Genomic DNA, 24,365 nt, shown 5'->3' on the forward strand with positions numbered 1-24,365 from the left:
GACAGGATGAAGTTGAAGAAGTCAGCAGAAGACCAAATGATTTTTTTGTACCGGTATGTATCACTATCTTTAACGTCGCTTGTTTTTCTGTTTGAATCATCCAGATTAATCGCGTGGCAGAAGTTATTACTTATTGTGTTTCTATTTTTATCTGTTACATTATTTACGTGGATTTACCGCAAGTACAGACTTCATGATATGGTTTTGAAATGTTGCATTGCTCTGGAAACCGCAGGGATCATTTTGTTGCTGCTCCCGACAGGAGGGATGGACAGTCCGTTCAAATGGTATGTGATTACCCCTATGTTGGTGGCTTGTGCTCACCTTTCTATGAGGTACAGTTGGACGCTCCTTCTTTCTTATATCGGCTTGGTACTCACATTTTGTTATATCTTTTTTACACCAGGTCAATATTTTTTGTGGGATATGGTGTTACAAAATGCGAATTTATTTCTGGTGCTGATTGTGACCACGATGGCCATGCAGGTGATCGGTGTCATGAAGAATGAGTTGAAGATGGCGAAGGAGCAAGCTAATGAGACGATGGAACATATCAAGTCGATTTACCACATCATGGAGACGACTAGCCACAACGAGGCATTGAATCTGGGGCAGGTCATCTCGGACTACACGGTTAAGCTGACAAAGCAGAGCCGCGCGTTTTTCTGGTTGGACAGTCAGGAGGAGGATGCGCCGGAAAGCAGTCAGACAGGTTGGACGGTGGAGGAAGAGGAACAGCTATTCGAGGAACTGGGGAATTATCGTGAGGAATTCAGGGAAGAGCGGGAGCCGTTTTTCAGGCATCTGCCGGAATGGGGCGATTTTCTCATGATCACGGTACCGATGACGACTCGTTTTGTAGCGACCATCGGACTCAAGCTGGGCCCGGATCAAAGTCTGACGGGAAGACGCTGGCTCGTGCAGCAACTGATATTCCTCGCTGAACTGAGCGCCGTGTTTTTGGAGCGCTATGAGCTGGAGCGTATCGAAAATCAGTTGATTGTGACAAATGAGCAGAACCGGATTGCGAATGAAATGCATGATAATGTATCACAAAGTCTTTTTGGCATTGTGTACGCGACGCATTCACTTCGGCAGACATGGCATGATCAGTCGAAGGAGCAGGTGGAGGAACAAATTGAGCTGATTCAGCAATCCGCTAATCAGGCAGTGAGAGAGCTAAAAGGGGCCATTCATAGCTTAAGCTCGAAAAAGAGCGGGGGCCCGACTTGGTTAGGAACAGTGAAAAGCCATCTGCATACGCTGTCCAAGCTGAATCATGTACAGATTGATTTTGATATTCATGGGGATCATTTTTCACTGCCGTACTTGTATCAAAAGGCTTTGTTTCGTATCATATCCGAAGCCGCAGGTAACGCAATCCGGCATGGGTTGGCGAAGCGGATTGATGTGAAGTTAAAGTTGACGCCCCAAGTGATTAAATTGTCTATTCATGACGACGGAGTAGGGTTCGAGACGGCGAGAATGGTTGCAGGAGGTGAGGTGGTCAGTGCAGGCAGCGGCCTGGGCATGATGAATATGGAATATTTAGCTCAATCGATGGGAGGTGAATTTGATATTTCAAGTCGAATCGGAGAGGGAACACAGATCCGATTGTCCATTCCAGTAAACGCTTATGAATAAAGATGTGTGAACATCCTGCAATACAAAATCTGCGGTAACAATCGGATACATAGGGATTATGCAAATCCTGAACTGTAGACAGGAGGCCGAATCATGAAAATTGTCATTGTCGATGATCATCCTTTAGTACGGAAAGGACTCGCTGCGGTTATATCCATGCAGCCCAATGTTCAGTTTGCGGGAGAGGCCCAGAATCAACAGGAAGCACTTGTGGTTATCGAGGAAACGGATCCAGACCTGGTGCTGCTGGACTTGAAACTTGCCGACGAATCAGGCCTGGATATTATCAAAATAGCACGCGGACGCGGGTTCAAAAGCAAATTTATTTTGCTGACATCCTCGGCCACACGAGAAGACTTCCTGAAAGCGGAGGAAGCTTCTGTGGACGGCTACGTACTCAAGGAGGCTTTGCCTGAGGAACTAATTTACGCGATTCATCTTGTCAACAAAGGACGCAAATATTATGATCCTGCTATTCTGGAGAACAAGCTGCGGGAGGATGCGGGCAATCTGACAGACGACCTGACACCGAAGGAAAAGGAAGTATTGGTCGAGCTGGGACAGGGAGCCTGCAACCGCGAAATTGCATCCCGGTTATTCATCAGCGAATTTACGGTCAAAAAGCATGTCAGTCAGATTTTGGCCAAGCTGCGGCTGGCGGATCGTACGCAGGCAGCGTTGTATGCCAATGCGATTGGTCTGGCGAAGTACGAGCCAAGAACATCTAGCGTGTGATACGCTGAAGGCAATGGCGATGGAAAGCATGTCCGACTGGACAGTGCGCCCAAGTAGCTTTCCAGTTCAGTTTATATAGCGAGTAACAGAAGAAGCCTCAAAATCACCAGCCTCGGTGGTTTTGGGGCTTTTTTTCGATTTATTTTTCCATAATCAACAAAGACTGGTACAAAAGTATACCATGTCGTAGCCAAAAGTATACAATCTCATCCCCCTGTAGTGATGGAGAAAGTGCCGTCCGGTTCCATGTCGTTCCCACAGCAGCTTGTTACAATTAGATCATACTTAAAATAAGAAGAGAAATTGTATGGGAGGGAGGATTTTTGTGGAGAAAACCATTTTGGATTATCTGGTCCTAATCAAAAAAAGATTGTGGCTGATTGCGATTTTTGTCATTCTCTCATGCGTAACGACTTACTTTGTGAGCGACAATGTCGTGAAGCCGGTCTATTCCGCATCAAGTCAGCTGCTGGTTAACCATATTTCCGGTAAGCAGGGGAGCAACAATCTGAACGACGTCAACACAAGTCTTAATTTGGTGGAAAGCTACAAGCAAATTCTCACTTCACCCAAAATTATGGAGGCTGTCGTAACGACCCATCCCGAATTCGGCTTGACGCAGCAAAAGCTGGCAGAAAAGCTACAGGTCAAAACCTCGGATAAAAGTCAGGTCATCGGCTTGACGTTTGAGGCAGGGAGTTATCCACAGGCCGCCGCTGTTGTCAACGCGGTAACCCAGAAATTCGTGCAGACGGTTCCGGGACTGATGGAATTGAATAATGTGAAAATCTTGAATGAGGCGGACCCGCGGGCCAATCCTGACCCGACCAATGGAAATCCGCTCATGAATATTGCGATTAGCTTTCTCGTATCGCTGATGATTGCGCTGGGCACGATTGTGTTTCTGGAAAGCATCAACGGTACGCTGCGCACGGAAAAAGAGGCAGATGCGGACATCGGTATTCCGGTGATTGCATCCATCCCGGTCATTCGCAAGAAGGACATCGACGGCGCAGCCGGAAATTCCAAAGAACGGGTAGGGGAGCGTAAATATGCTGCGATTGAATGACATGTTGATTACAGAAAGCAATCCTTCATCGTATGTCTCGGAATCATTCCGATCCCTCCGTACATACATCCGGCAGCAGGTCATCGGGCAGACGGACCGCGGGACGGTTCTGCTGCTGACCTCGCCAGAGAGCGGAGCAGGCAAAACAACGCTGCTCGCCAACATCGGCGTTTCCTTTGCACAAGAAGGCAAGAAGGTGGCTCTGGTGGATTGCAATCTCCATACACCAGCGTTGCACGAGATATTCGGTTTGGAGAATACCGGAGGTTTATCGGCTTATTTGCACGGTGGAGCTTCTTCCAAGTCCATCGTCAGGCATGGCGTGCCAGAGCTGTCTATTATTCCCGGCGGAGACATCTTGTACAACGCAGCTGACTTGCTCGGCAGTGAACGCATGGTGGAGCTGCTGGAAGAGCTAAAACGCGAATATGACATCATACTGCTCGACTCGGCTCCGGCGCTGAACTACACGGATGCCCGGCTGGTCGCAAGCTTGACGGATGGCGTGATTCTCGTCGCCAGACACGCCCGGACCAAACGGGAAGATTTACGCAAAACAAAGCAACTCATGGATCAGGCCGGTGCGACACTGGTTGGAATTGTGATGAATCAGGTGAAGTAAGCAACACCAAAATTCGATGAAGCAAGGAGAATGAGTGCGATGACGAAAAGAGTGAAAAAGGCCATTATTCCAGCAGCAGGGTTGGGTACGCGCTTCCTACCTGCGACCAAAGCAATGCCTAAGGAAATGCTTCCGATTATCAATAAGCCCACAATTCAATATATCGTGGAAGAAGCAATTGCTTCCGGTATTGAGGACATTATTATCGTAACGGGCAAAGGCAAGCGTGCTATTGAGGATCACTTTGACAACGCATTTGAGCTGGAATCGAAACTGCTGGAGGACGGCAAGCTGAAGCTTCTGGAAGAGGTACAGCGTTCTTCGGGAGTAGAAATTCACTACATTCGCCAGAAAGAACCCAAAGGTTTGGGACATGCGGTATGGTGCGCAAGACGCTTTATCGGGGACGAGCCGTTTGGCGTACTGCTGGGTGATGATATCGTAACAGGTCAGAAGCCTTGCCTGCGTCAGCTGATGGATCAGTATGAGGAAACTCAAAATTCCGTCATCGGTGTACAGCGGGTACCGCAGGAATTCACGAATCGCTACGGCATCATTGAACCGGATCAACAGGACGGACGTCTGTATCGGGTAAATAATTTTATAGAGAAACCGGCTCCAGGCACAGCGCCTTCCGATCTGGCTATTATGGGCCGTTATGTATTCTCACCAAAAATTTTCAAGTATCTCGATCTTCAGGAAAAAGGGGCGGGCGGCGAAATTCAGTTGACCGATGCCATCCAAAAGCTGAATCAAAGCGAGCGCGTGTACGCCTATGACTTTGAAGGAACACGTTATGACGTGGGCGAGCGTCTTGGTTATATTTTGACCACACTTGAATTTGCACTCGCTAGCGATGATTTGAAGTATCCGGTTATAGAGGCCATGCACGAGTGGCTGAAAAAGACCGAGAAAGCAACCACGGCAGGTTGAGAGGGGGTACGTCAGCATGAGCATGGAAAATTTACCGGAGGACGGCGAGGCTGTCATGTCAGGTAAAGCGTTTTACATGCCATACGGAAATACACAAATTCAGGATAAAACGTCTTACCTGGTAACCAAGCGATTGCTCGACATGTTGCTGTCTTTCGTGGGTTTGATCGTATTACTGCCGCTTTTTATCGTGGTGGGTGTTTTGATCAAGCTCGAAGATCCGAAGGGAAGCGTGTTTTTCAAGCAAATTCGGGTGGGCAAGAACGAGAAGCTATTCAACATGTATAAATTCCGTTCGATGGTGTCCAATGCCGAGGAGCTGAAAAAAGATTTGATGGAGCTGAATGAAGTGAGCGGCGCCATGTTCAAAATTAAAAACGATCCGCGGATTACGAAGATTGGCAGTTTTTTGCGCAAGACGAGTATTGATGAGATTCCGCAGCTGTGGAATGTGCTGGTCGGGGACATGACGTTAGTGGGTCCGCGTCCGCCATTGCCGAGCGAGGTTGAGCAATACTCCGATTATGACAAGCAACGCCTGATTGTCACACCGGGATGTACCGGCTACTGGCAGGTGAGCGCACGTAACAGTGTAGGCTTCGAAGAAATGGTGCAAATGGATTTGAAGTATATTCATGTTCGCAATACGTGGCTCGATCTGAAAATCATCATGAAAACAGGCATTAAAATGCTGTTCTCCAAGGATGCTTACTGATGGATGCATTCAAGCGGTGTCCCGCAGTGTCCGTCGTTATTTGCACCTATAACCGGGCGGACCTGCTGGAAAAAACGCTAATGTCCCTGCTGGAGCTGAACGACCTTGCGCTGGCTGAGATCATTGTGGTCGATAATCGCTCCACCGATCATACGGCGGCGACGATCAAAAGATTTAGTGCCGCACACGGTCAGGATATTCATCTCCGGTATCATTATGAGCGCGAGCAAGGATTATCAGCTGCTCGTAATGCGGGCATTACGTTATCGAGGGCAGAAGTCATTGCTTTTCTGGATGATGATGCGATCCCGTGTGTTTCATGGCTGCAAACGATTATGTCGACCTTCGGGAACAACCCCGAGCTGACGGCCATGGGCGGGAAGATAGATCCTTTGTTTGAAACGGAACGACCGGGTTGGCTGACAGGGCCGCTTGAGCTGCCTTACACGATTATTGACTTGGGAAAAGCCATCCGCGAATATCCGGCGGGACTGAATCCGTTCGGAGCGAATATGGCCATGCGCAAAACGGCTTTTGCTGCCGTGATGTTCCCGCTCCATTTGGGAAGAAAGGGAGATATCCTCTTATCTGGTGAAGAATCGTGGGTTTTCGAGCAGATTCGTAAAAATGGCGGAACGATCATGTATCATCCTCACATGGCTGTGAAGCATTTTGTTCCGGCTGCACGGTTGACGAAGGAATGGATCATGAATCGTTACTACTGTCAGGGCATGTCTCACGCTGTTCAGGCCGCAGGCCTGCGCGGCAACGTGATGCTGATGGCGAAGACGGCAGCCAAATGGCTATACAACACGGTGGACTCCCTGCTGGCACGTACTGAGGGCAGAAAGCTGTTGAACCGGTGCAGATTTGAAAGTATACGGGGAACCCTGGATACGCTGCGCAACCGGAAAAGCGAGTCAGCTGCGGGGTGAAGATTGATCATGAGCAACTATCCTTGGACTTCGAGAATAAACACAATACAGCATGTTTTCATTTTTCTTCTGGGCGCTCTTGCTGTAGGAGTTGCGGCTACTTATCAGCCGGTGGCCAGCATTGCGGCGGTATGCTTACTGCTTCTGCTGGCCGTTTCTATCCATCATCCGGAGCGCATCAGCTATGCAGTTCTGCTGAGCACGGCGGTATCGGTGGATTCCTTGTATCAGGGTGGCGTATTCGGTATCGAGATTTTGTCATTATACAAATTGGGCATTTTGGCCTTGCTGGTACCGTGCATGCTCGTTTACGGCATACGCCTCAAATTTAGCTATCCGATCTGGGCATTGGTGATCATGCTGGGGATTACATTTGGATTTTCAGCATGGCTGCCTACGCTGACGACCTCAATTGCAGTGAAGGCGTTCGTCGGACTATCGCTGCCCTTCTTTTTTTTACTGATCCAGTGGAAGAAGGAGGTGGCGGAAAAGCATATCCGGTTGATCAGCCTGCTGCCGATCATTAGTGTGGTCGTTGGACTCGGTTTACAGGTCGTAGGGCTGCATTCGTTTACCGATGTGGAATTTACGGGAGCGGTGAGAGTACAGGGGGCGAACATTCCGCCGCATCTGGCGATGCTCTCCTTTCTCGGGATTGCCGTCTCGCTGATTGAGGTCAAACGCAAACCGCAGCAAGCTGCCTTTTATTATACGGTGCTGGCGCTGAACTTTTTGATTCTGATTGCCACCGGTACACGCGGCCCGATTCTGGCACTGTTGCTAATGTTTGCAGTGTATCTGTTCGATATCGCCAGGCAGTATCTCAAGGGGAAAGTCAATTATTTGCTACCGCTGGCCGGATCGTTTTTGATTGCTCTGGGGGCGGTGGCCCTGCAATGGAACAATTTAAAAAAACGCTCCTTCGAGCGGGAGACCGATACGGGAATTGATCTGTCGGGACGCTCGGAGGCATGGGAATATTTCTTGAACAGAGTACAGGATTATCCGTGGTCAGGCAGGGGTCTTGGCGCGGTGACGGTTGCGAACGACGGGACGTTATTCAAAGGCTTTGTCGTGCCGCATAACGAGTATATACGCTTTTATTTTGACACGGGATATATCGGCTGCGGGTTATTGATACTTTCATTGCTGGTCGTGTTCGTTCTCATTTACCGGTCGCTTGCCAAGCCAATCAAACCTTATTTTGCAAGCTTGATTGCGGGCTTTCTGATTTATTCGTTTTCAGATAACACGTTGTCGACGGTTCAGATGATTATTCCATTTTGCTGGTATTTGAACGCTTTATACCAGACATCTACTCAAACCGATTTTCGCAAAGAGAAGTGATACGATGAGCAGAGTGAACATGTTCGATGTCAACTTTGATAATTATGATTTTAACGATCTACTCGAATTTATAGATACTTCTATTGAGCATCAGCGTCATTCCTACATTTTGACCTGTAATGTCGATCATGTGATCAAGCTTCGCAAGGATGATGAATTCCGCAAGGTATATTCCGATGCAGGAGCTGTGGTGGCCGATGGAATGCCAATTATATGGGCGTCCAGGTTGCTGAAAAAGCCCCTCAAGCAAAAGGTGTCAGGCTCCGATCTGTTCACCCGGCTGGGGGAGGCTTTTGAGGATCGAGGCTATCGGTTGTTTTTTCTGGGTGCGGCGGACGGTATTCCTGAGAAGGCGATGGTCAATCTTCAGGAGTCGTACCCAAACATGAACGTAGTGGGTTGTTACTCTCCTTCCTATGGCTTTGAGAAAAATGAGGAAGAGAACAGACACATTGTCCAATTGCTGCAAGAGGCCCGCCCGGACATCGTTTTTGTCGGCGTAGGCGCACCTAAACAGGAAAAATGGATTTACAGATATTACGAGACATATCGCGCTCCGATTTCGATAGGGGTAGGAGCTACGTTTGATTTTCTGTCGGGAAATGTGAAACGTGCACCGGAGCTGATGCAGAAGACGGGATTTGAATGGTTTTGGCGGTTGTCTCAGGAGCCTAAACGTTTGTGGAAAAGATACTTGATTGAGGATTCCCAGTTTCTCGTTCTGCTGTTTAAGGAAATGTTCAAGCGGAACCGGGTGAAGGGAGGTCAGGGGTGAGAAATATGACTCGGCTGGCAGATCAGCAGGTTTCCGTTTGGTTAGGAAATCGGCGTGGAATCGGCATGATCGGCATGGGAGTGCTGGCTTGTATGCTGCCACTCGCCATCGGATTTGTCAGCGCCAAGATGAATCCCACCATGAGCCAGCAGGGAGCCATATTGCTGGCGCTCGTTTTTCCGGCCTTTTTGCTGGCGATCATTCAATCGCGGATGCTGATTCCGTACACACTCACGGTGTGGGCAGTAGGACCGGAAATCCGGCGCATTGCAGACTGGCTGGAGGGAACGTATCACTCGGTGTCCTTATTGAGCTTGGCACCGTTGCTGGTCAGCAGCATGTTGATTATTCCTGTGCTGCGTGGCATTCATCAGGCGGAAAAGCCATTAACCCGAATTGCTGTGTTTTTTGGTATTGAACTGGCCTACGGAAGTGCGGTCGGCTTGTTCAAAAATGGTATCGTTTTTGCTTATGATTTGGCCAACTATGTGATTCCTTTGCTACTGCTGCCTTATTTTGCGATTAAGCCCATGAAAGCGAAGGAGCTGGACCGTCTGCTGTATTCATATGCCAACATTGCCGTTCTCGTGGCGATTTACGGCATTATTCAGTATTTGACGGTGCCTCCATGGGATGCGTTTTGGATGAATAACGTAGAGATGAATTCCATTGGTATACCAGAGCCGCTTCAAATCAGAGTTTTCTCATTGATGAACTCGCCTGGTCCCTGCGCTATTTTCCTGGCAATGGCGCTCGTACCCATGATGATGGAAAAACGGTGGCGCGGCACATTGGGATGGATCGGGGTCCTGCTGACGGTCGTTTGTCTTTTGATCACGCTGGTACGTTCGGCTTGGCTGATTGCATTCGTTATGCTGCTGGCATATATCCTCACTTCATCCTCCAAGGGAAAGTGGAAAACCTTGTTTCAACTTGCTGTCGTTGGCCTCCTTCTCTACATCATTGTTCCGAAGCTGCCGGGAGCAGAAGGTCTCGTGGCCCGCATGCAAACGTTGACGGATATTCAACAGGATCATTCGTACAATGAACGCCTGGATCTGTTGCATACGATGCTTCCGGCCATTGTCGGTAATCCGGTGGGGCAGGGGATCGGGAGTGTAGGAATTGGAACCAAGCTAGATAACGGCGGCGATCTCGGTGAACTTGGGATTATGGATAATGGCTATATTGCCATTTTTCTCACCTTCGGTATTTTCGGAGCGTTCTTTTTCTTCGGTGGTCTGTTCGTTATCGTCAAGCGCCTCCTTGTGCGCATTGCCGAGCGAGATTCCAGCCAGCCTTATATCAGACTGGCGTTGGCTACGTGGGCCGGAGCTGTAGCCAGTCTCATATCGGATAACGGTTTTCCCGGTATGCGCGGCTATCTGATCTGGATGATGATCGGCATAGGACTGTGGGCGAAAGATGTCATCGTGGAAAGAAGGTAAAGGCTGTGCAAAACTTACAAACATTATCCGCACCTGTCCGGACACTATGGTCCACGGTGGTTCGCTTTGCCAAGAGCAAGGATAGCAGCTCGGCAGCAGTCAAAACGATGATATTCAGCATGCTGATTCTCGTCGTAAACATGCTGACTGGCGTGCTGACGGCCCGATTCTTGGGTCCTACCGGACGCGGGGAACAGACCGCGATGGTGAACTGGTCCCAATTTCTCGCCTTCTGCATGAGCTTCGGTGTCCCGTCCGCGTTGATTTACAATGCGAAAAGGAACCCGGAGGAAACAGGCAAGCTGTACGGCCTCGCCTTGCTACTGGCGACGATGTTCGGGGGCTTGGCGACACTTATCGGCGTGTTCCTGATTCCTTATTGGCTGCGCTCCTTTTCTTCATCGGCCATCCTGTTCGCCCAATGCTCCATGATGATGTGTCCGCTTATCGCGATCTCACAGATCAATAATGCATTGCTTCAGGTCCGGTCGGAATACAAGCAGTACAATTTGTTTCGGTATCTTGTGCCGCTGAGTACGCTGCTGGGTCTGGCGATCCTGATCCTGACGGGTCAAATGAATCCGTACACCTCAGCCCTGGCCTATTTGCTGCCAGGTTTGCCGATTTATATCGGTGTCACGATTCGAATGGTTCGGCTGTACAAACCGAAGGTGAAGAACAGCTGGACGCAATTCAAAAATCTCTTTACCTACGGCATGGGCTCATACGGCAATGATCTCATGGGGCAGGTTTCTACTTACATTGATCAGATCCTGATTGCGGGTCTGCTCAGACCGGCTGATCTCGGCTTATATGCGGTAGCGGTCAGCCTGGCCCGGATGGTGAATGTATTTTCAACCTCGATTATCGTCGTGCTCTTTCCCAAGGCCTCCGGGTTAAACAAGGAGGACGCGGTTGCAATAACATTCCGGGCATTTCGGGTGACTTCAACAGCAACGATTCTGGCTGCCACGATGCTGATGCTGATTGCTCCGTTCGTATTTACATTGCTATATGGTCAGGAGTTTAAACAAGCGCTTACGGTATTCCGGTTACTGGTGCTTGAGGTTGCTATCAGCGGAGGAACCATGGTGCTGGCACAGCAATTCATGGCGCTGGGTAAGCCCAAGCTGGTTACCATCCTACAGGGTGTCGGATTGGCGCTCGTCATACCATTGCTGTCTATACTCGTTCCGAGATACGGCTTGACGGGTGCAGGGATAGCAATGCTGTCTTCGGGGATTCTACGGTTCGGTTTCATTTTATGTAATGTTAAATTCGTTCTGAAAATGAAAATTCCGAGACTGCTTATTTCCAAACAAGATATTCAATGGCTCCGATCAACGATGTCACACTACATCCGGAAAAAGCCAGTTAACGGTTAGATAAAGAAGGAGGCACCCCCTAATGAACCACATGTCTAGCGTTCCCGCGGACAACCGGATATCCGTAGTTATTATCGCTCAGGATGATGGCACTCGAATCACAGCCGCCATTAAATCCTGCAAGCCCTTTGCGGACGATATCGTCGTCATTGACGGAGGGAGCAAGGACAATACGATTCAGGTAGCTGAATCATTGGGCTGTCGGGTGTTTTCCAACCCATGGCCCGGTTATGCGAAGCAGCGCATGTTTGGTGTTGAAAAAGCCGAATTTGATTGGATTTTCCTGATTGATACGGACGAGGTTGTAGATGCGGAGCTTCTTGGAGATTTGTTGAAGGTCAAGGAAACACTCCATGATCCGGCCAAAGCATATTCTGTGTTTCGAATTGGTGATTTTCTGGGCAAATGGATGAACAAAGGCGAGCATTTGGTTCGTCTGTACAATCGGCGTATTTACGGCATTACGAATAGTCTTGTTCATGAAATGCCGGATGTAGCCTCTTCCCAGATCATTAAACTGGAGGGTGTGTTATGGCACTACGGCTTCCGCAGTATCAGTGATCATATGACCCGTTTTAACAAGTATACGGACCTCGAAGCTGAGACGGCCTTTAACAAAGGCAGATCCTTTCGGATTTCCAGGCTGTTGTTGCGACCTCCGGCCCGCTTTGTGCAGAAGTATTTTGTCCAAGGCTTATACCGCAAGGGATTGGCAGGTTTTGCAGTAGCGGTCTTTTGGGTAATGTACGAGTTTCTGGTCTGCTTCAAGCATTATGAGCTGACGAAGCGGCGAAAAAAAATAGAGATTGTGGAAGACGGACAGACCGAGCAGAAAGGAGAAACCAGCTATGTCGTACAATAACGGATTTCGCATTGCAGCAACAGGGCTTAGCTGGCCGTCCTTGCAGCCCGGCGGATTAAACACGTACTTCAAATCCATCTGTGAGCAACTGGCGGAGCAAAATACGCTGGATGCTTTAATCTGTAGCGATGAGAAGCCGCAAGTACCTGAAAATATCCGAATTCATTCAATTGGCAGCAAGCAGCAATCCATCTGGAAGCGTCGAGAGCTGATGCAAAAATATGCAGCAACGCTGTTCGACAAGCAGCCGATAGATGTGCTCTACTCCCATTTTGCCCCCTATGGTGTCGGCCCGGCGCTGGAGGCGAAAAAACGGGGAATTCCGGTAGTCACCACCTTCCACGGCCCATGGACGGAGGAAATGAAGATTGAAGGGCAAGGCCTCAAGCATCTGCTGAAAACAACGTTGGCCAAATCCATTGAAATGAAGGCTTATGGTCTGGCGGACAAATTTGTAGTGCTGAGCGAAACCTTTCGGGATATTCTGCATGAGCATTATAAGGTTCCACTCAGCAAAATCCATATCATTCCCGGTGCGGCGAATGTAGAGAGGTTCCATCCGGCAGAGGATCGGGGGATGGTGCGGGAACGGCTGAATTTGCCACAGAATGCGACGATTGTGCTGACCGTCCGTCGTCTTGTTAACCGAATGGGACTGCTACAGCTGCTGGAAGCATGGCGGCGGGTAACCGAGCGTCATCCTGATCATCTGCTGCTGATTGGGGGGAAGGGACCTCTGATGGAGGAACTGGCTTCCAAGGTGGCAGAATACAATCTTCATAATCATGTGAGATTGCTTGGATATGTATCGGATGAGGAACTCCCCCTGTATCATCAGGCATCGAATATGTTCGTTGTGCCGACACAGGCACTGGAGGGCTTCGGCCTGATTACGGTGGAGGCGATGGCCTCGGGGTTGCCAGTGATGGCGACTCCTGTAGGCGGCAACAGGGAAATTTTAAGTGGATTCCGTCCGGAGCTGTTGTTCCGGGGAACGGACAGCGAAGCCATTGCGGAAGGACTGCTGCGTGTGCTGGATAACCGCGAAGCCCTTCCCAACGCACGGGAATGCAGGGACCATGTCCTGAGCAAATATACGTGGGGACATGTGGCGGAGCAGGTGGAAGATGTGTTCCGGCAGGTCCTTGACAGAAAGGCGGCTGCAAAATGCTGAGAATAGCTTATATCGACCACACGGCAAGATGGAGCGGTGGCGAAGTTGCGTTGTATAACATACTGACGAACATCGGGGAACATATCGACCCGCTCGTGATTTTGGCGGAGGAAGGCGATTTGGCCGATCGTCTTCGGCAGCGCAACATTGATGTACGTATCGTTCCACTGGATGATTCCATTCGCAATCGGGGGCGGAATGCCGTCAATCTGGGTGCGCCTGCGGCAGCCTACCGACTGTTGGCTTATGGGAAAAAGCTTGCGCCTTTGCTGCGCGAGGAAAAGGTCGTGTGTGTTCACACGAACTCGCTCAAGTCAGCGTTCTACGGCGCCGTAGCCGCGAAGTCAGCGAAGGTGCCGTTGATCTGGCATATCCGTGACCATATCGGTCCGCCGTACCTGAAGCCGATTGTGGCCAAAGGCATACGGCTGATGTCCCGCTTTTTGCCCAACGGCGTCATTGCCAATTCCAAGTCCACGCTGAGTGCGCTGGAGCTGCCCCCGGACAAAAAGACGCTCGTCGTCTACTCGGCATTTGCCAAAGCGATTACAGCCCGTGATGCGACTGCAAATTCACGTGACGATGACTCGTTTAACGTCGTGTTGGTCGGTAGACTGGCAGAGTGGAAGGGACAGCACATTTTACTGGAAGCGGCGCGCTCTTTTTTACCGGATAAGCGTGTGAAATTTTGGCTGGCTGGAGATGCGCTCTTCGGCGAAGAGGAATACAAACGCCGTCTGGAATCCACGATGCGCGAATACGGATTAGACAACGTCAATTTACTTGGACACGTCGATGACATTCAGGGCTTGATGCAGCGTTGTGATCTGCTGATTCACACCTCCATCACACCGGAGCCGTTCGGGCAGGTCATTATTGAAGGCATGGCCGCAGGGCTGCCGGTGATTGCTTCGAATGAGGGTGGACCCAGGGAAACCGTCGTACCGAACGAAACCGGGCTACTTATTGAACCGGGTGATCCGGCCAAGCTGGAAGAAGCCATCCGCTGGATGCTGGAGCATCCACAGGAACGTCAGCAAATGGGCGATAAAGGGATGGAACGGGTCAAGAAGCATTTTGTTATCGAGAACACGGTTAAGGATATAGTTCATTACTATAAGGGTTTGTTGGCAGGAGTCTGACCGACATTCGCGTTAAAGGATGATTCAGATGAAAATAGCGATAGCACACGATTACTTAATCCAAATGGGCGGAGCGGAAAGGGTGGTAGAGGTATTCCACGATATGTATCCGGAGGCTCCAATCTTCACAACGGTGTTCAGCGACGACCGCCTGTCGAACAACTTGAAGGATGCAGATATTAGAGCCACCTGGCTACAGAACATCCCGGGAGTGAAGGCCAATTTCAAAGGAGTGCTGCCGCTGTACCCCATCGCTATCCGTGATTTTGATTTTAGGGATTTCGACATTGTGTTAAGCTCCAGCAGCGCATTTATGAAAAGCATCCAGGTACCTAAACATACGTTTCACATTTGTTACTGTCACACACCGATGCGGTTTGCCTGGGATTACGATACATATATGGCCCGGCAGTCCAAATCCAACCTGCTCAAAAGCATGCTAAAGCTTTACATGAATCGGTTGAAAACATGGGATGCCAAAACTTCTCGCAACGTAAACCAATTTGTCGCCAACTCTTCGGTCGTCAAACGGAGAATCCTGCACTATTACCAACGGGAGTCGGATGTCATTTTCCCTCCTGTTAATACATCCCGTTTCCAACGTGCTACAAGCATCGGTGACTATTACCTGATCGTATCCCGGTTAGTGTCCTACAAGCGCGTTGACCTGGCGATTGAGGCATTCAAGCGCAATGGTCTCAAGTTGCGCATTGTCGGTGAAGGACCGGATCGCAAAAGACTGGAAGGCATGGCCTCCCCGAACATTGAGTTTCTTGGCAGACTTGAAGACGAAGAGGTCAACAAGCTGATGGCAGAATGCCGTGCGCTCGTTTTTCCGGGGGAAGAGGACTTCGGTATCACGCCTCTGGAGGCGAATGCAGCCGGACGGCCTGTTATCGCTTATCAGGGCGGGGGAGCGTTGGATACCATTGTCCCTAATGTGAATGGTGTATTTTTCCGCAGACATCAGGTAGAGGATGTGCTGGAGGCGGTCGCCAATGTCGAGCAGCATGCATGGGATGTGGACGGTATCATTAGCCATGCACGCAAATTTGATGAAGATACGTTCAAGGATCATTTCAAAAAGTATGTAGAGCAAGCCTATGTGAACTTTCTAAAAGGAGGATGAACGGAATGAAGCTGGCTGTAATCGGTACTGGATACGTTGGACTCGTCTCGGGCGTGTGTTTTGCACATAAAGGTAATGAGGTGATTTGTGTCGATCTGGAGCAGCACAAAATCGACATGCTGAACCGGGCGGAATCTCCTATTTATGAACCTGGCATTGAGGAATTGATCGCGTTAAATCTGGAAGCGGGTCGTTTGGAGTTTACTTCGGATTTGGCCGACGCGGTTCGCCGCTCGGATATCGTTATTTTGGCGGTAGGTACGCCGTCTCTGGCTAACGGTGAAGCTAATCTGTCCTACATTGAGCAGGCTGCTGCTGATGTCGGGAAGGCCATGAACGGGTATAAAATTATAATGACCAAGAGCACGGTGCCTGTCGGAACGAACGAAAAGATCAAGGACGTGCTGGCCCGTCATACGAGTTTGTCCTTCGATATTGTATCCGCTCCGGAATTTCTGAGAGAAGGCTCTGCTATCAATGATACACTCCATCCAGATCGCATCATTATCGGTTTGGACAACACGGGGCTGCGTGAAACGATGGTTTCGCTGCATCAGGTGTTCACGGATAAAATTTATGTAACGGATATCCGCAGTGCAGAGATGATCAAATACGCGTCCAACGCATTTCTGGCGACCAAAATCTCGTTTATCAACGAAATCGCCAATATTTGCGAAAAGGTAGGCGCGGATGTTACCTGTGTGGCTGACGGTATGGGGATGGACAAACGAATCGGGTCCTCTTTCCTGCAAGCTGGGATCGGGTACGGTGGTTCTTGCTTCCCGAAAGACACGAATGCGCTCATCCAAATTGCGGGTAATGTGGATTATGAATTTAAGCTGTTAAAATCGGTGGTCGAGGTTAACACTGACCAGCGTTTCATGATCGTATCCAAGCTGCGTGAATCGCTGGGTCAGCTGCACGGCGTGCCGATTGGCATTTGGGGCTTGGCCTTCAAGCCGAATACAGACGATATCCGCGAGGCTCCGGCACTGGAAATCGTTGAAACGCTGGTTCAGGCAGGTGCTATTGTGAAGCTGTATGATCCGATTGCAATGGAAAAATTCAAGGAGCGCGTGGATCATCCGAATATTGTATGGTGCTCCTCCCCGCAGCAAGCTGCCGAGGGAAGCGACGCGGTCTGCCTGCTGACCGATTGGGAAGAGTTCAAAAACGTCAATCTCTTACAATTGTCTTCCATTCTGCACAAGCCAGTCCTGATTGACGGTCGTAACGTATTTACGGAGGAGCAGATTCAAGGCTCGGGGTTGGAATACTATTCCGTGGGTCGTCCGCGGATGAGTGGGTGGAATCGGGATAAGGTGGAAGCTTAAAAAAGTGACTGTGGTGGTTTTGGAGACGCTACGCGTGCAGATTGTTCTTCCGATTGCTGTTACCCCCGGATTTTCTTTATTGTGTAAAACATTCAAAGGTTAAAATCCGGGGATAAAGGCAAACGCTGCCGCTTCTTCAGAACAATTCTGCCCGCTTCGCTGCTTTCCGCCGTGGAGTCACAATTTTTAACCTCCACCTTATGGGGGGGAGGTAGGAAGGGCGTATCCGAAGGAGCGGCGCGGGTGGTACCGCTCCTTCGGATTAAGGCGCCATGCGGCTGCGCCGGGCGCGCGAGCGTCTTTACAGGCTGACCGGACATGAATCGTCCGGTCGTGCTTTTTGCAATAAACGGTATGATTGGCATGATGCATATTTGAGTAGCGCAGGGATGGATTTGAAGCTGGAGAAGCGGAGCGTTCGCTTGAAAGCTTTCCAAAGGAAAGCTCGCATCGGAAGCATTAGCTTAGTGGGATTCTTACATCTAAATGTCTTACACAATCCAAAGAATCCCACGGCAACAGCGATCGTAAGATCAAATCCATCCCGTAGCGGGCTACTCGACCTTGCCCATCCGATCACCTACCCAAATTAGAGAGGAAGTGGAGAGTTATGAAGCTCGTACTTTTGTCTGGTGGTTCCGGTAAGAGATTATGGCCTTTGTCCAACGATTCCCGTTCCAAACAATTTTTGAAGGTGCTGGAGAGTCCGGAGGGTAATTCGGAATCTATGGTGCAGCGGGTGTGGAGACAACTGGGGGATAACGGCTTGTCCGAATCCTCGTTTATTGCAACAGGGAGAGCGCAGGTTGAAATGATTCAGAGTCAGGTTGGGCAGGATACGCGCATCATTGTTGAGCCGGAACGAAGAGATACTTTTCCCGCGATTGCGTTAACAGCCACTTATCTATATTCCATCGTGGGTGTTTCACCCGATGAAATCGTTGCTATATTGCCGGTAGATCCCTATGTAGAGGATGCTTTCTTTGCTACAGTTGCCCAGTTGGAACATACTCTTCAGGAGAGTGAAGGCAAGCTTGCGTTAATCGGGGTTGTCCCTTCCTATCCTTCTGAGAAATATGGTTACATTATACCTAAAAATGATGCCACACAAGGTAGCACAGGCTACCGCGAAGTGAGCCATTTTCAAGAGAAACCCGACCGGGAGCAGGCGGAGCGTCTGATGGAACGCAATGCTCTATGGAACTGCGGGGTTTTTGCATTCAAATTGGGTTACTTGCTCGATATCTTGGCATCCAAAGGATTGCCGTTGAACTATGAAGAAATGCAAAAGCAATATTCTTCTCTGGAAAAAATCAGCTTTGACTATGAGGTAGTCGAGAAGGAGAAGGATATCGTTGTTCTTCCATATGATGGATTCTGGAAGGATTTAGGTACCTGGAACACCTTAACGGAAGAAATGTCCCATCAGCAAGTGGGCAGAGGCGTAGTAACGGAGGATTGCGTCAATACGAGCCTTATCAACGAACTGGATATCCCCGTGGCGATCATCGGAACGAATGATCTGATCGTAGCTGCCAGCCCGGATGGCATCCTTGTGACCAATAAGGCGGAAAGTCCGCGCATCAAGGAAGTGCTCAAGGCTCATAATCAGCGTCCAATGTACGAAGAGCGCCGTTGGGGTCATTATCGGGTAGTGGATTATGTGAAGTATGACGAGGGCAACGAGGTATTGACCAAGCGAATCCGTGTGCTGCAAGGCAAAAATATCAGCTACCAACTTCATTTCAAACGGAGTGAAATTTGGACCATTATTAGCGGTGAAGCGGAAATTATTTTGAATGAAAAGCTGCATAAGGTGAAGGCTGGTGATGTGGTTCGCATTCCAGAAGGGACGAAGCATAGCATTTTAGCCGTGACCGATGTGGAATTGATCGAGGTACAGACAGGTTCTGAGTTGATCGAAGAGGATATTGTCCGTTTTTGCATGGATTGGGATGAAATTTCCCGTCACCAGTTTATTTCATAAATGAGCATCTTGCAACCATCCTGAAAGATAAAAAAAGGACTCATTTATGAAGTTTTTTAGCCCGAACTGTCGAAAATACGCGAAAATCTGTAAATTCATGAACATGACCTATTAAATTTTGGTAAAAAAAAGTCGATACTTAGGGTAAGAAGGAATCCAAACTCCTTCCACGATAAACGCAGCCCTGTTGAAAGGCAGGTACGCAAAGCTAAAGGGCCTTCCGTGAGGATGGCAGCCTGGCTACCGAAAGGAAGAGCGAGAGTGAGCCCCTATTTTACCCCTGTGTATCGATTGATACGCAGTGTACTCCCCGTTGTTATGCTTTTTTCCTTGTTGCCCGCCGGTTTTGGTGAATCTCTGTCCGTGGCGAATGCTGCCACATTACAGCCTGTTAATTCGGACGCTTCTGCTGAGGCCCGTGAACTATACAACTATTTGATCAGCATCTCGGGAAAAAAGATGGTCACAGGTCAACATGATTATTTGGAAAGTCCGGATGAATTAAGCAACAAGGTCCAGAAAATCAGTAAGGCGTATGCTGGTGTACATGGCTACGAGATGGGAGCCATCTCCGGCCAGTCCGCCGCTACGGAGGCAGCGCAACGTAAAAATGTCATCGATAGCGCCATACGTTGGAGTAGAGCTGGCGGAATGGTTACGATGACTTATCATGAACCGCTGCCGGGTAAACCACTGACTTGGGCCAATGTGCAGGCGAAAGTAAGCCAGGCGGAGTTCAATAAATACGTGACGCCGGGTACTACGCAGTATAATCTTCTCATTGCCGATCTGGATAAGGTCGCTGTATCGTTAAAGCAGCTTCGTGATGCAGGCGTTCCAGTATTATGGAGACCTTACCACGAAATGAACGGCGACTGGTTCTGGTGGGGAAACAAAAACAATTTCAATCAGCTCTGGAATATCATGTATGACCGTTTTGTAAACACGCATCAACTGAACAATCTGCTGTGGGTATGGAGTCCGAACGCGCCTAATTCGTACACTGTTCCATATACCCCGAAATATCCGGGGGATGACAAAGTGGATATTTTGGCTGTAGACATTTACAACCATGATTTTAAGCAAAGCCATTACGAAGGACTGCTCGGACTGGCACGGAATAAGCCGATTGCCATTGGGGAACACGGTGAGGTGCCCAGTCCCGAGGTGATGCAGGCTCAGCCAAAATGGGTGTATTCCATGACCTGGGGCAAGATGCTGACCGAAAATAACACGACGGATCAGATTCAGGATTATATGAATGATTCGACAAGCTTGACGCGGGATGATGTGAAAAAAGGGTTAGCTGCGATGAAAGAACCTGAGACGGAGCTACCGACCGTACCGGACACGGGGCCAAACGATCCAACTCCGGCTCCGCCAGTGGTAAGTAAACCAGCCCCGCCTTCCGTTCCGGATATGGTCTACGTGAACGGGCTGCGGGGTGAATATTTTAACAGCATGGATCTGGACGGCACCGCTGTTTTGGTTCGTACAGACAGTAAGCTGGATTATAACTGGCGTGCGGCCTCGCCTGATCCCGAGGTGAAGGCTGATCAGTTCTCGGTCCGCTGGACGGGCAAAATCAAGCCGCAATATAGTGAGACCTATACGCTTACCACGATATCCGATGATGGCATTCGTGTATGGGTAGACGGCAAGCTGGTTATTGATAGCTGGTTCAAACAAAGCTGGACAGAACGCAAGGGCAGCATTACCTTGCAAGCAGGCAAAATGGCAGATTTGAAAGTTGAATATTATGATGAAAAAGGCGACGCAATGGCACGTCTGATGTGGGAAAGTCAGCATGAAGCGAAAGCGGTAATTCCCGGCAACGCTTTGTTTCTTCCTTGATATATACTCTTTCCCCGCCAAAAATTTTGAGGAGAGAGGGTGGAGCACAATGATGAAAAAATGGTTGACCCAAAGGTATATAGTATTATTGGCCGGGCTGCTGGGGGTCGCAGCTATAGCGATGATCGCCTGGTTTATTCATACGCCTCCCAAGAGTGAAGAACTTCAGACGATTAAAGTAGCGGCGGCCAGTCCGGTATGGAAACTCGGTCAGCGGGATGACTCTTCAGCAGAATTTAAAGGTATGGTCGGTAAGGACAATGTCAATATTTCGGCGGCCTCCACCGAGTCGTCTGCTAAAGGAGCATCGTCAGCGATGTCCATAGCAGAGAGTACAACGGCTCCGGTATTGCTCAGCAGTGGAGATATTCCTCCCGGTTTAAATGCGTCCATGAATCCTGAACTATCACTCCAGTACAAGCTGGATCAGGTTCCTCCCAACGGGATGATATTCCGTGTACGGATTTTGGATGCGGGCAAAGCCGTTCCCCAAATGGCTGTATTTTCAAATCATCAGCTGTCCGGTATCATTCAGATTGCCGGGGTTTCCGGCACAGGCAGTGCATATAATTTCAAAAACAACTACGAGCTGTATATCCCCAAAGAGCAATTGCAAAGCGGTGTTAACGTACTCAAGCTAAAGACAGCGCGCTGCCTATACTGCTCCTCTGCTGAAGATAAAAATGTGTGGTGGACTTGGGATGACTTGAGCTTGGAGACGTTAGCTTCACCTGCGACTGAGCCGATACACGGTAAATATATACTGACCGGAACGAATGTGAACAATAAAGAATTTTATTATGATCAGGGTGCAGTAAAACATTTACCATACGTTCTCAAATGGCTGGGAATTGCATATAGCGGCAATGTCATGAGAGTCACATGCGCTAGTAATGTGAACAAGGCATGCACAGACGTGGAAGAGTACTATCAAACGTTGAAGCAGTATAATATGCAATCGTCGGCTTTGTATTTATATACGGGCGATATCAAGCTGCAAAAAGACGGCTCCCTGCCGGAGACGGCCAAGCAGAAATTGCGCGATTATGTAAAAAAATATGGTTCATACCTGCAATATTATGAAGTGGATAATGAACCGGGATTGTTTAACCGCTCGAAAGCAGTCAATCTGGCCGTGGCCAAGTGGCTGAATACGGAAGGTAAGCAATTGGCGCCACATCTCAAAACGGTAGCGCCGGGCTGGGCCTACTGGCCGACGTATTCGACCAAGGCTTGTAAAAACCAAACCGGAGGTACGCTGAAATGCGGCGATCCGGATGGATGGGAGCGGGACCCGGCACAACGTAAACAGCTGGAGGATGTCACCGACCTGACTAACGGGCACGCCTACGGCGAATCGTATAATGAAGAGGGCGGGGGCAGCTTCGTTCAAAATCTGAAAACCTTCGGCGGTTCAAGCAACGGGCTGGAGAAGAAGATGCTGAATACGGAGTTTGGTACGAACGATACGCATCGGGACAACCCTGATTACGGGGCCAGTCAGCCACAAGCAGCAGCATTCGACCGGATTATGCGTTCGCAGATCGGTTTTGCCGATATGTTTATCCAGCATGCTGCTTTTTATAAGGACTACACGCTGTTTAAAACCGGCTTTGACCTGCAAAATCACAATCCGGCGAATACGGAAATTTATCCGTTCGGACAAGGGCAGGACAGCCGTGTAAACATCATGAGACGCTTGAGTCTGGCTTATGCCACACACGGGAAACCATTGACTTATACGGTCCTGAATCCGGAGGAAACGAAGGATAAGATGGTCTATGTCCGTACAGTGGATACGTCTAAGCTTAAACCGCTGGCTGGCAGTGGGGCCACCTCGGACAAATTGCTAGTGAACCTGGTGAATTTTGAATCCACAGCACAGACGATCCGTGTACGGGTGACGATGCCGAAAGCCGGTTTGTACACGGGTGAACGCTTCGGAGCTGGCTCTACGTACAGCCAGGCACAGCGTTCCATATCCGGACTCAAGGCTTCGCCTGCCCTTGATTTTGAAGAAAAGCTGGGTCCCGGAGAGTCGGTGCAATACATTCTGGAACTGAAAAGTACAGATCAGACCGCAGCTTCGGCTCCTACAGAGGTGAAGGCCGCCTCTGTTCAGGAAGGCGCGGTAAAGATCAATTGGCTTCAGGCAGAAGGCGTATCCGCCTATGATGTACTGCGTGCGGACGGGACAAACGGGGCGTATCAGGTGATTGCATCGGAAGTAGTGGGAAGCGCGTATACGGACCACACGGTGAAAGCCGGAAGTCACTACGCTTACAAAGTCCGAGCGACTGGGGGCACCCAAGTGTCCCCGGCGGCCGAGGTCGCTTAATCAGGACAGATACAGAGTAGGACCAGCGTCGAAGAATACCTTACATGCAACCGAAAATAGAATGCCAAAGAACCTATCAGGAGAAAGTAGGACCTGACAGGTTCTTTTTTATCTGTAAATGGTTCTGATTTGGAAGTTCATTGCGTATATTTCAGAAGAAAATCCGAAAATCCTTTAATTTTCTCGCCATAAGACGACAACATTACAGGTATGTATTCATATATAATAGTTTTGCTCATAACTATACATACATGGTTTGTGGGGATTCTCTTTCCAGTGACCAAGAATGATAAAGTGAGGTAAGTGCCGAATGAACAAGGAGACTGAATCAGGAATGGACAACCCTCTTCTACGAAACAACGAACGGAAAGCAGACAAACCTGTCGTCCACTTGGACATCCGGGATATTTTGCTTCAATGCGGCATCACAATGCCGCATTGTCTACAGAGCGAAGCTGACGGAACCAAGGACCGAAAGGATAAGAGCTTGTAAAATACCGGTTGCCGGTACTGCTTAAAATAGGAGTGAACCGGCTCCCACCCTTCTTTATTCCATCATTCGTTCCATGCGGACAAACGCGATAAAACGCTTGGCTTCTTCCTCAGACAAAGTTCGTCCATCAATGGTCAAATTAAAACGTTGCAGGATATCTTCATCGGACAGCTCCAACTGGTCCACAAATTCCCTCACAGCTGAATCCAAAATTGCTGCCGGATGGCTAGTGCGTCCTACCAAGTAATCAATGGATACCCCGAAAATGTCTGCAAGCTTGGTCAGTATCTCAAAATCTGGCTTGCGCCGGTTTTTTTCATAGTGAGAAAGAGCCGCCCGCGTAATTCCGAGGGATTGTGCTAGTTCCTCTTGTTTTAATCCCTTATATTCCCGTAATTCAGCGATGCGGGTGCCATAATTCATCTGATATTCCTCCTGAATGCA

The 24,365-nt window shown here is 49.3% G+C and carries 22 protein-coding genes and 1 riboswitch; of the genes, 20 read left to right on the forward strand and 2 right to left on the reverse strand.

The genetic code is table 11. The features are described from left to right. Positions 1-6: 6 nt before the first annotated feature. The 16 genes from ABH897_RS10805 to ABH897_RS10880 all read left to right on the forward strand — a co-directional run bounded on the left by ABH897_RS10805 (position 7) and on the right by ABH897_RS10880 (position 17,249). Positions 7-1,644, forward strand: coding sequence for a sensor histidine kinase (locus ABH897_RS10805; protein WP_404580748.1), 1,638 nt, complete (start codon positions 7-9; stop codon positions 1,642-1,644). A gap of 93 nt (positions 1,645-1,737) precedes the next feature. Then, positions 1,738-2,379, forward strand: coding sequence for a response regulator (locus ABH897_RS10810; protein ID WP_404520331.1), 642 nt, complete (start codon positions 1,738-1,740; stop codon positions 2,377-2,379). Between the two features lie 325 nt (positions 2,380-2,704). Beyond that, entirely contained in the window at positions 2,705-3,448 is a 744-nt protein-coding gene (locus tag ABH897_RS10815) for a YveK family protein (RefSeq protein WP_200893390.1), read from the forward strand. Then, positions 3,432-4,070 (forward strand): CpsD/CapB family tyrosine-protein kinase, encoded by a 639-nt coding sequence (locus ABH897_RS10820; protein WP_283654954.1) that lies wholly within the window; start codon positions 3,432-3,434, stop codon positions 4,068-4,070. Before ABH897_RS10815 ends, ABH897_RS10820 begins: the two co-directional genes overlap by 17 nt. A gap of 39 nt (positions 4,071-4,109) precedes the next feature. Beyond that, positions 4,110-5,003 carry a UTP--glucose-1-phosphate uridylyltransferase GalU gene (galU, locus tag ABH897_RS10825; RefSeq protein ID WP_014280252.1) on the forward strand — a complete coding sequence of 298 codons (894 nt, stop codon included), beginning with the start codon at positions 4,110-4,112 and terminating at the stop codon, positions 5,001-5,003. 16 nt (positions 5,004-5,019) lie between these two features. Next, the gene (locus tag ABH897_RS10830; protein WP_025685121.1) at positions 5,020-5,718 is read left to right on the forward strand and encodes a sugar transferase; all 699 of its coding nucleotides are present in this window, start codon (positions 5,020-5,022) and stop codon (positions 5,716-5,718) included. Further along, on the forward strand, positions 5,718-6,653 hold the full coding sequence (locus tag ABH897_RS10835) for a glycosyltransferase (RefSeq protein ID WP_404520328.1): 936 nt from the start codon (positions 5,718-5,720) through the stop codon (positions 6,651-6,653). Before ABH897_RS10830 ends, ABH897_RS10835 begins: the two co-directional genes overlap by 1 nt. A 9-nt stretch (positions 6,654-6,662) precedes the next feature. After that, entirely contained in the window at positions 6,663-8,000 is a 1,338-nt protein-coding gene (locus ABH897_RS10840) for an O-antigen ligase family protein (protein WP_404591887.1), read from the forward strand. Positions 8,001-8,004: 4 nt separating this feature from the next. Next, on the forward strand, positions 8,005-8,775 hold the full coding sequence (locus ABH897_RS10845; RefSeq protein WP_283654958.1) for a WecB/TagA/CpsF family glycosyltransferase: 771 nt from the start codon (positions 8,005-8,007) through the stop codon (positions 8,773-8,775). Positions 8,776-8,780: 5 nt separating this feature from the next. Then, positions 8,781-10,223 carry an O-antigen ligase family protein gene (locus ABH897_RS10850; RefSeq protein WP_404520446.1) on the forward strand — a complete coding sequence of 481 codons (1,443 nt, stop codon included), beginning with the start codon at positions 8,781-8,783 and terminating at the stop codon, positions 10,221-10,223. Between the two features lie 5 nt (positions 10,224-10,228). Continuing rightward, the gene (locus ABH897_RS10855; RefSeq protein ID WP_404591889.1) at positions 10,229-11,608 is read left to right on the forward strand and encodes a lipopolysaccharide biosynthesis protein; all 1,380 of its coding nucleotides are present in this window, start codon (positions 10,229-10,231) and stop codon (positions 11,606-11,608) included. A 22-nt stretch (positions 11,609-11,630) separates the two neighbouring features. Continuing rightward, complete coding sequence (locus ABH897_RS10860) at positions 11,631-12,470, forward strand: glycosyltransferase family 2 protein (RefSeq protein ID WP_283654960.1); 840 nt, start codon at positions 11,631-11,633, stop codon at positions 12,468-12,470. Continuing rightward, entirely contained in the window at positions 12,457-13,644 is a 1,188-nt protein-coding gene (locus ABH897_RS10865; protein ID WP_283654961.1) for a glycosyltransferase family 4 protein, read from the forward strand. The genes ABH897_RS10860 and ABH897_RS10865 overlap by 14 nt, the downstream gene beginning before the upstream one ends. Then, the gene (locus ABH897_RS10870; protein ID WP_044645219.1) at positions 13,638-14,786 is read left to right on the forward strand and encodes a glycosyltransferase family 4 protein; all 1,149 of its coding nucleotides are present in this window, start codon (positions 13,638-13,640) and stop codon (positions 14,784-14,786) included. The genes ABH897_RS10865 and ABH897_RS10870 overlap by 7 nt, the downstream gene beginning before the upstream one ends. A 28-nt stretch (positions 14,787-14,814) precedes the next feature. Further along, positions 14,815-15,915 carry a glycosyltransferase gene (locus tag ABH897_RS10875; protein WP_404520324.1) on the forward strand — a complete coding sequence of 367 codons (1,101 nt, stop codon included), beginning with the start codon at positions 14,815-14,817 and terminating at the stop codon, positions 15,913-15,915. 5 nt (positions 15,916-15,920) lie between these two features. Further along, a complete protein-coding gene (locus tag ABH897_RS10880) occupies positions 15,921-17,249 on the forward strand; it encodes a UDP-glucose dehydrogenase family protein (RefSeq protein WP_283654962.1) in 1,329 nt (442 codons plus the stop codon). Between the two features lie 92 nt (positions 17,250-17,341). Here ABH897_RS10880 and ABH897_RS10885 read toward each other — a convergent pair whose 3' ends face one another. After that, entirely contained in the window at positions 17,342-17,614 is a 273-nt protein-coding gene (locus tag ABH897_RS10885) for a hypothetical protein (RefSeq protein ID WP_404591891.1), read from the reverse strand. 245 nt (positions 17,615-17,859) lie between these two features. Here ABH897_RS10885 and ABH897_RS10890 point away from each other — a divergent pair, with 245 nt between their 5' ends. The 4 genes from ABH897_RS10890 to ABH897_RS10905 all read left to right on the forward strand — a co-directional run bounded on the left by ABH897_RS10890 (position 17,860) and on the right by ABH897_RS10905 (position 23,921). After that, entirely contained in the window at positions 17,860-19,236 is a 1,377-nt protein-coding gene (locus ABH897_RS10890) for a sugar phosphate nucleotidyltransferase (RefSeq protein ID WP_404591893.1), read from the forward strand. Positions 19,237-19,403: 167 nt separating this feature from the next. Further along, a riboswitch (cyclic di-GMP riboswitch) is annotated at positions 19,404-19,484 on the forward strand. Beyond that, positions 19,465-21,090 carry a glycosyl hydrolase gene (locus ABH897_RS10895; protein ID WP_404520322.1) on the forward strand — a complete coding sequence of 542 codons (1,626 nt, stop codon included), beginning with the start codon at positions 19,465-19,467 and terminating at the stop codon, positions 21,088-21,090. It overlaps the preceding riboswitch by 20 nt. Positions 21,091-21,139: 49 nt before the next feature. Continuing rightward, a complete protein-coding gene (locus ABH897_RS10900) occupies positions 21,140-23,428 on the forward strand; it encodes a PD-(D/E)XK nuclease family protein (protein WP_404591895.1) in 2,289 nt (762 codons plus the stop codon). Positions 23,429-23,738: 310 nt separating this feature from the next. After that, complete coding sequence (locus tag ABH897_RS10905; RefSeq protein WP_283654966.1) at positions 23,739-23,921, forward strand: hypothetical protein; 183 nt, start codon at positions 23,739-23,741, stop codon at positions 23,919-23,921. A gap of 54 nt (positions 23,922-23,975) precedes the next feature. Here the strand turns inward: ABH897_RS10905 and ABH897_RS10910 are convergent, their stop codons facing one another. Next, positions 23,976-24,344 carry a helix-turn-helix domain-containing protein gene (locus ABH897_RS10910; protein ID WP_044645213.1) on the reverse strand — a complete coding sequence of 123 codons (369 nt, stop codon included), beginning with the start codon at positions 24,342-24,344 and terminating at the stop codon, positions 23,976-23,978. Positions 24,345-24,365 lie beyond the last annotated feature (21 nt).

It is taken from the genome of Paenibacillus sp. RC73 (assembly GCF_044908085.1).
GTDB classification, from domain to species: Bacteria; Bacillota; Bacilli; order Paenibacillales; family Paenibacillaceae; genus Paenibacillus; species Paenibacillus terrae_A.

Excerpts from the sequence above, each read along its gene's own strand:
- ABH897_RS10875 (WP_404520324.1), top strand. The coding sequence starts at position 14,815 with ATGAAAATAGCGATAGCACACGATTACTTAATCCAAATGGGCGGAGCG.
- ABH897_RS10845 (WP_283654958.1), top strand. The coding sequence starts at position 8,005 with ATGAGCAGAGTGAACATGTTCGATGTCAACTTTGATAATTATGATTTT.
- galU (WP_014280252.1), top strand. The coding sequence starts at position 4,110 with ATGACGAAAAGAGTGAAAAAGGCCATTATTCCAGCAGCAGGGTTGGGT.
- ABH897_RS10805 (WP_404580748.1), top strand. The coding sequence starts at position 7 with ATGAAGTTGAAGAAGTCAGCAGAAGACCAAATGATTTTTTTGTACCGG.
- ABH897_RS10840 (WP_404591887.1), top strand. The coding sequence starts at position 6,663 with ATGAGCAACTATCCTTGGACTTCGAGAATAAACACAATACAGCATGTT.
- ABH897_RS10870 (WP_044645219.1), top strand. The coding sequence starts at position 13,638 with ATGCTGAGAATAGCTTATATCGACCACACGGCAAGATGGAGCGGTGGC.
- ABH897_RS10880 (WP_283654962.1), top strand. The coding sequence starts at position 15,921 with ATGAAGCTGGCTGTAATCGGTACTGGATACGTTGGACTCGTCTCGGGC.
- ABH897_RS10905 (WP_283654966.1), top strand. The coding sequence starts at position 23,739 with ATGAACAAGGAGACTGAATCAGGAATGGACAACCCTCTTCTACGAAAC.
- ABH897_RS10835 (WP_404520328.1), top strand. The coding sequence starts at position 5,718 with ATGGATGCATTCAAGCGGTGTCCCGCAGTGTCCGTCGTTATTTGCACC.
- ABH897_RS10865 (WP_283654961.1), top strand. The coding sequence starts at position 12,457 with ATGTCGTACAATAACGGATTTCGCATTGCAGCAACAGGGCTTAGCTGG.
- ABH897_RS10895 (WP_404520322.1), top strand. The coding sequence starts at position 19,465 with ATGGCAGCCTGGCTACCGAAAGGAAGAGCGAGAGTGAGCCCCTATTTT.
- ABH897_RS10830 (WP_025685121.1), top strand. The coding sequence starts at position 5,020 with ATGAGCATGGAAAATTTACCGGAGGACGGCGAGGCTGTCATGTCAGGT.
- ABH897_RS10885 (WP_404591891.1), bottom strand. The coding sequence starts at position 17,614 with ATGCCAATCATACCGTTTATTGCAAAAAGCACGACCGGACGATTCATG.
- ABH897_RS10890 (WP_404591893.1), top strand. The coding sequence starts at position 17,860 with ATGAAGCTCGTACTTTTGTCTGGTGGTTCCGGTAAGAGATTATGGCCT.
- ABH897_RS10900 (WP_404591895.1), top strand. The coding sequence starts at position 21,140 with ATGATGAAAAAATGGTTGACCCAAAGGTATATAGTATTATTGGCCGGG.
- ABH897_RS10910 (WP_044645213.1), bottom strand. The coding sequence starts at position 24,344 with ATGAATTATGGCACCCGCATCGCTGAATTACGGGAATATAAGGGATTA.
- ABH897_RS10850 (WP_404520446.1), top strand. The coding sequence starts at position 8,781 with ATGACTCGGCTGGCAGATCAGCAGGTTTCCGTTTGGTTAGGAAATCGG.
- ABH897_RS10820 (WP_283654954.1), top strand. The coding sequence starts at position 3,432 with ATGCTGCGATTGAATGACATGTTGATTACAGAAAGCAATCCTTCATCG.
- ABH897_RS10860 (WP_283654960.1), top strand. The coding sequence starts at position 11,631 with ATGAACCACATGTCTAGCGTTCCCGCGGACAACCGGATATCCGTAGTT.
- ABH897_RS10810 (WP_404520331.1), top strand. The coding sequence starts at position 1,738 with ATGAAAATTGTCATTGTCGATGATCATCCTTTAGTACGGAAAGGACTC.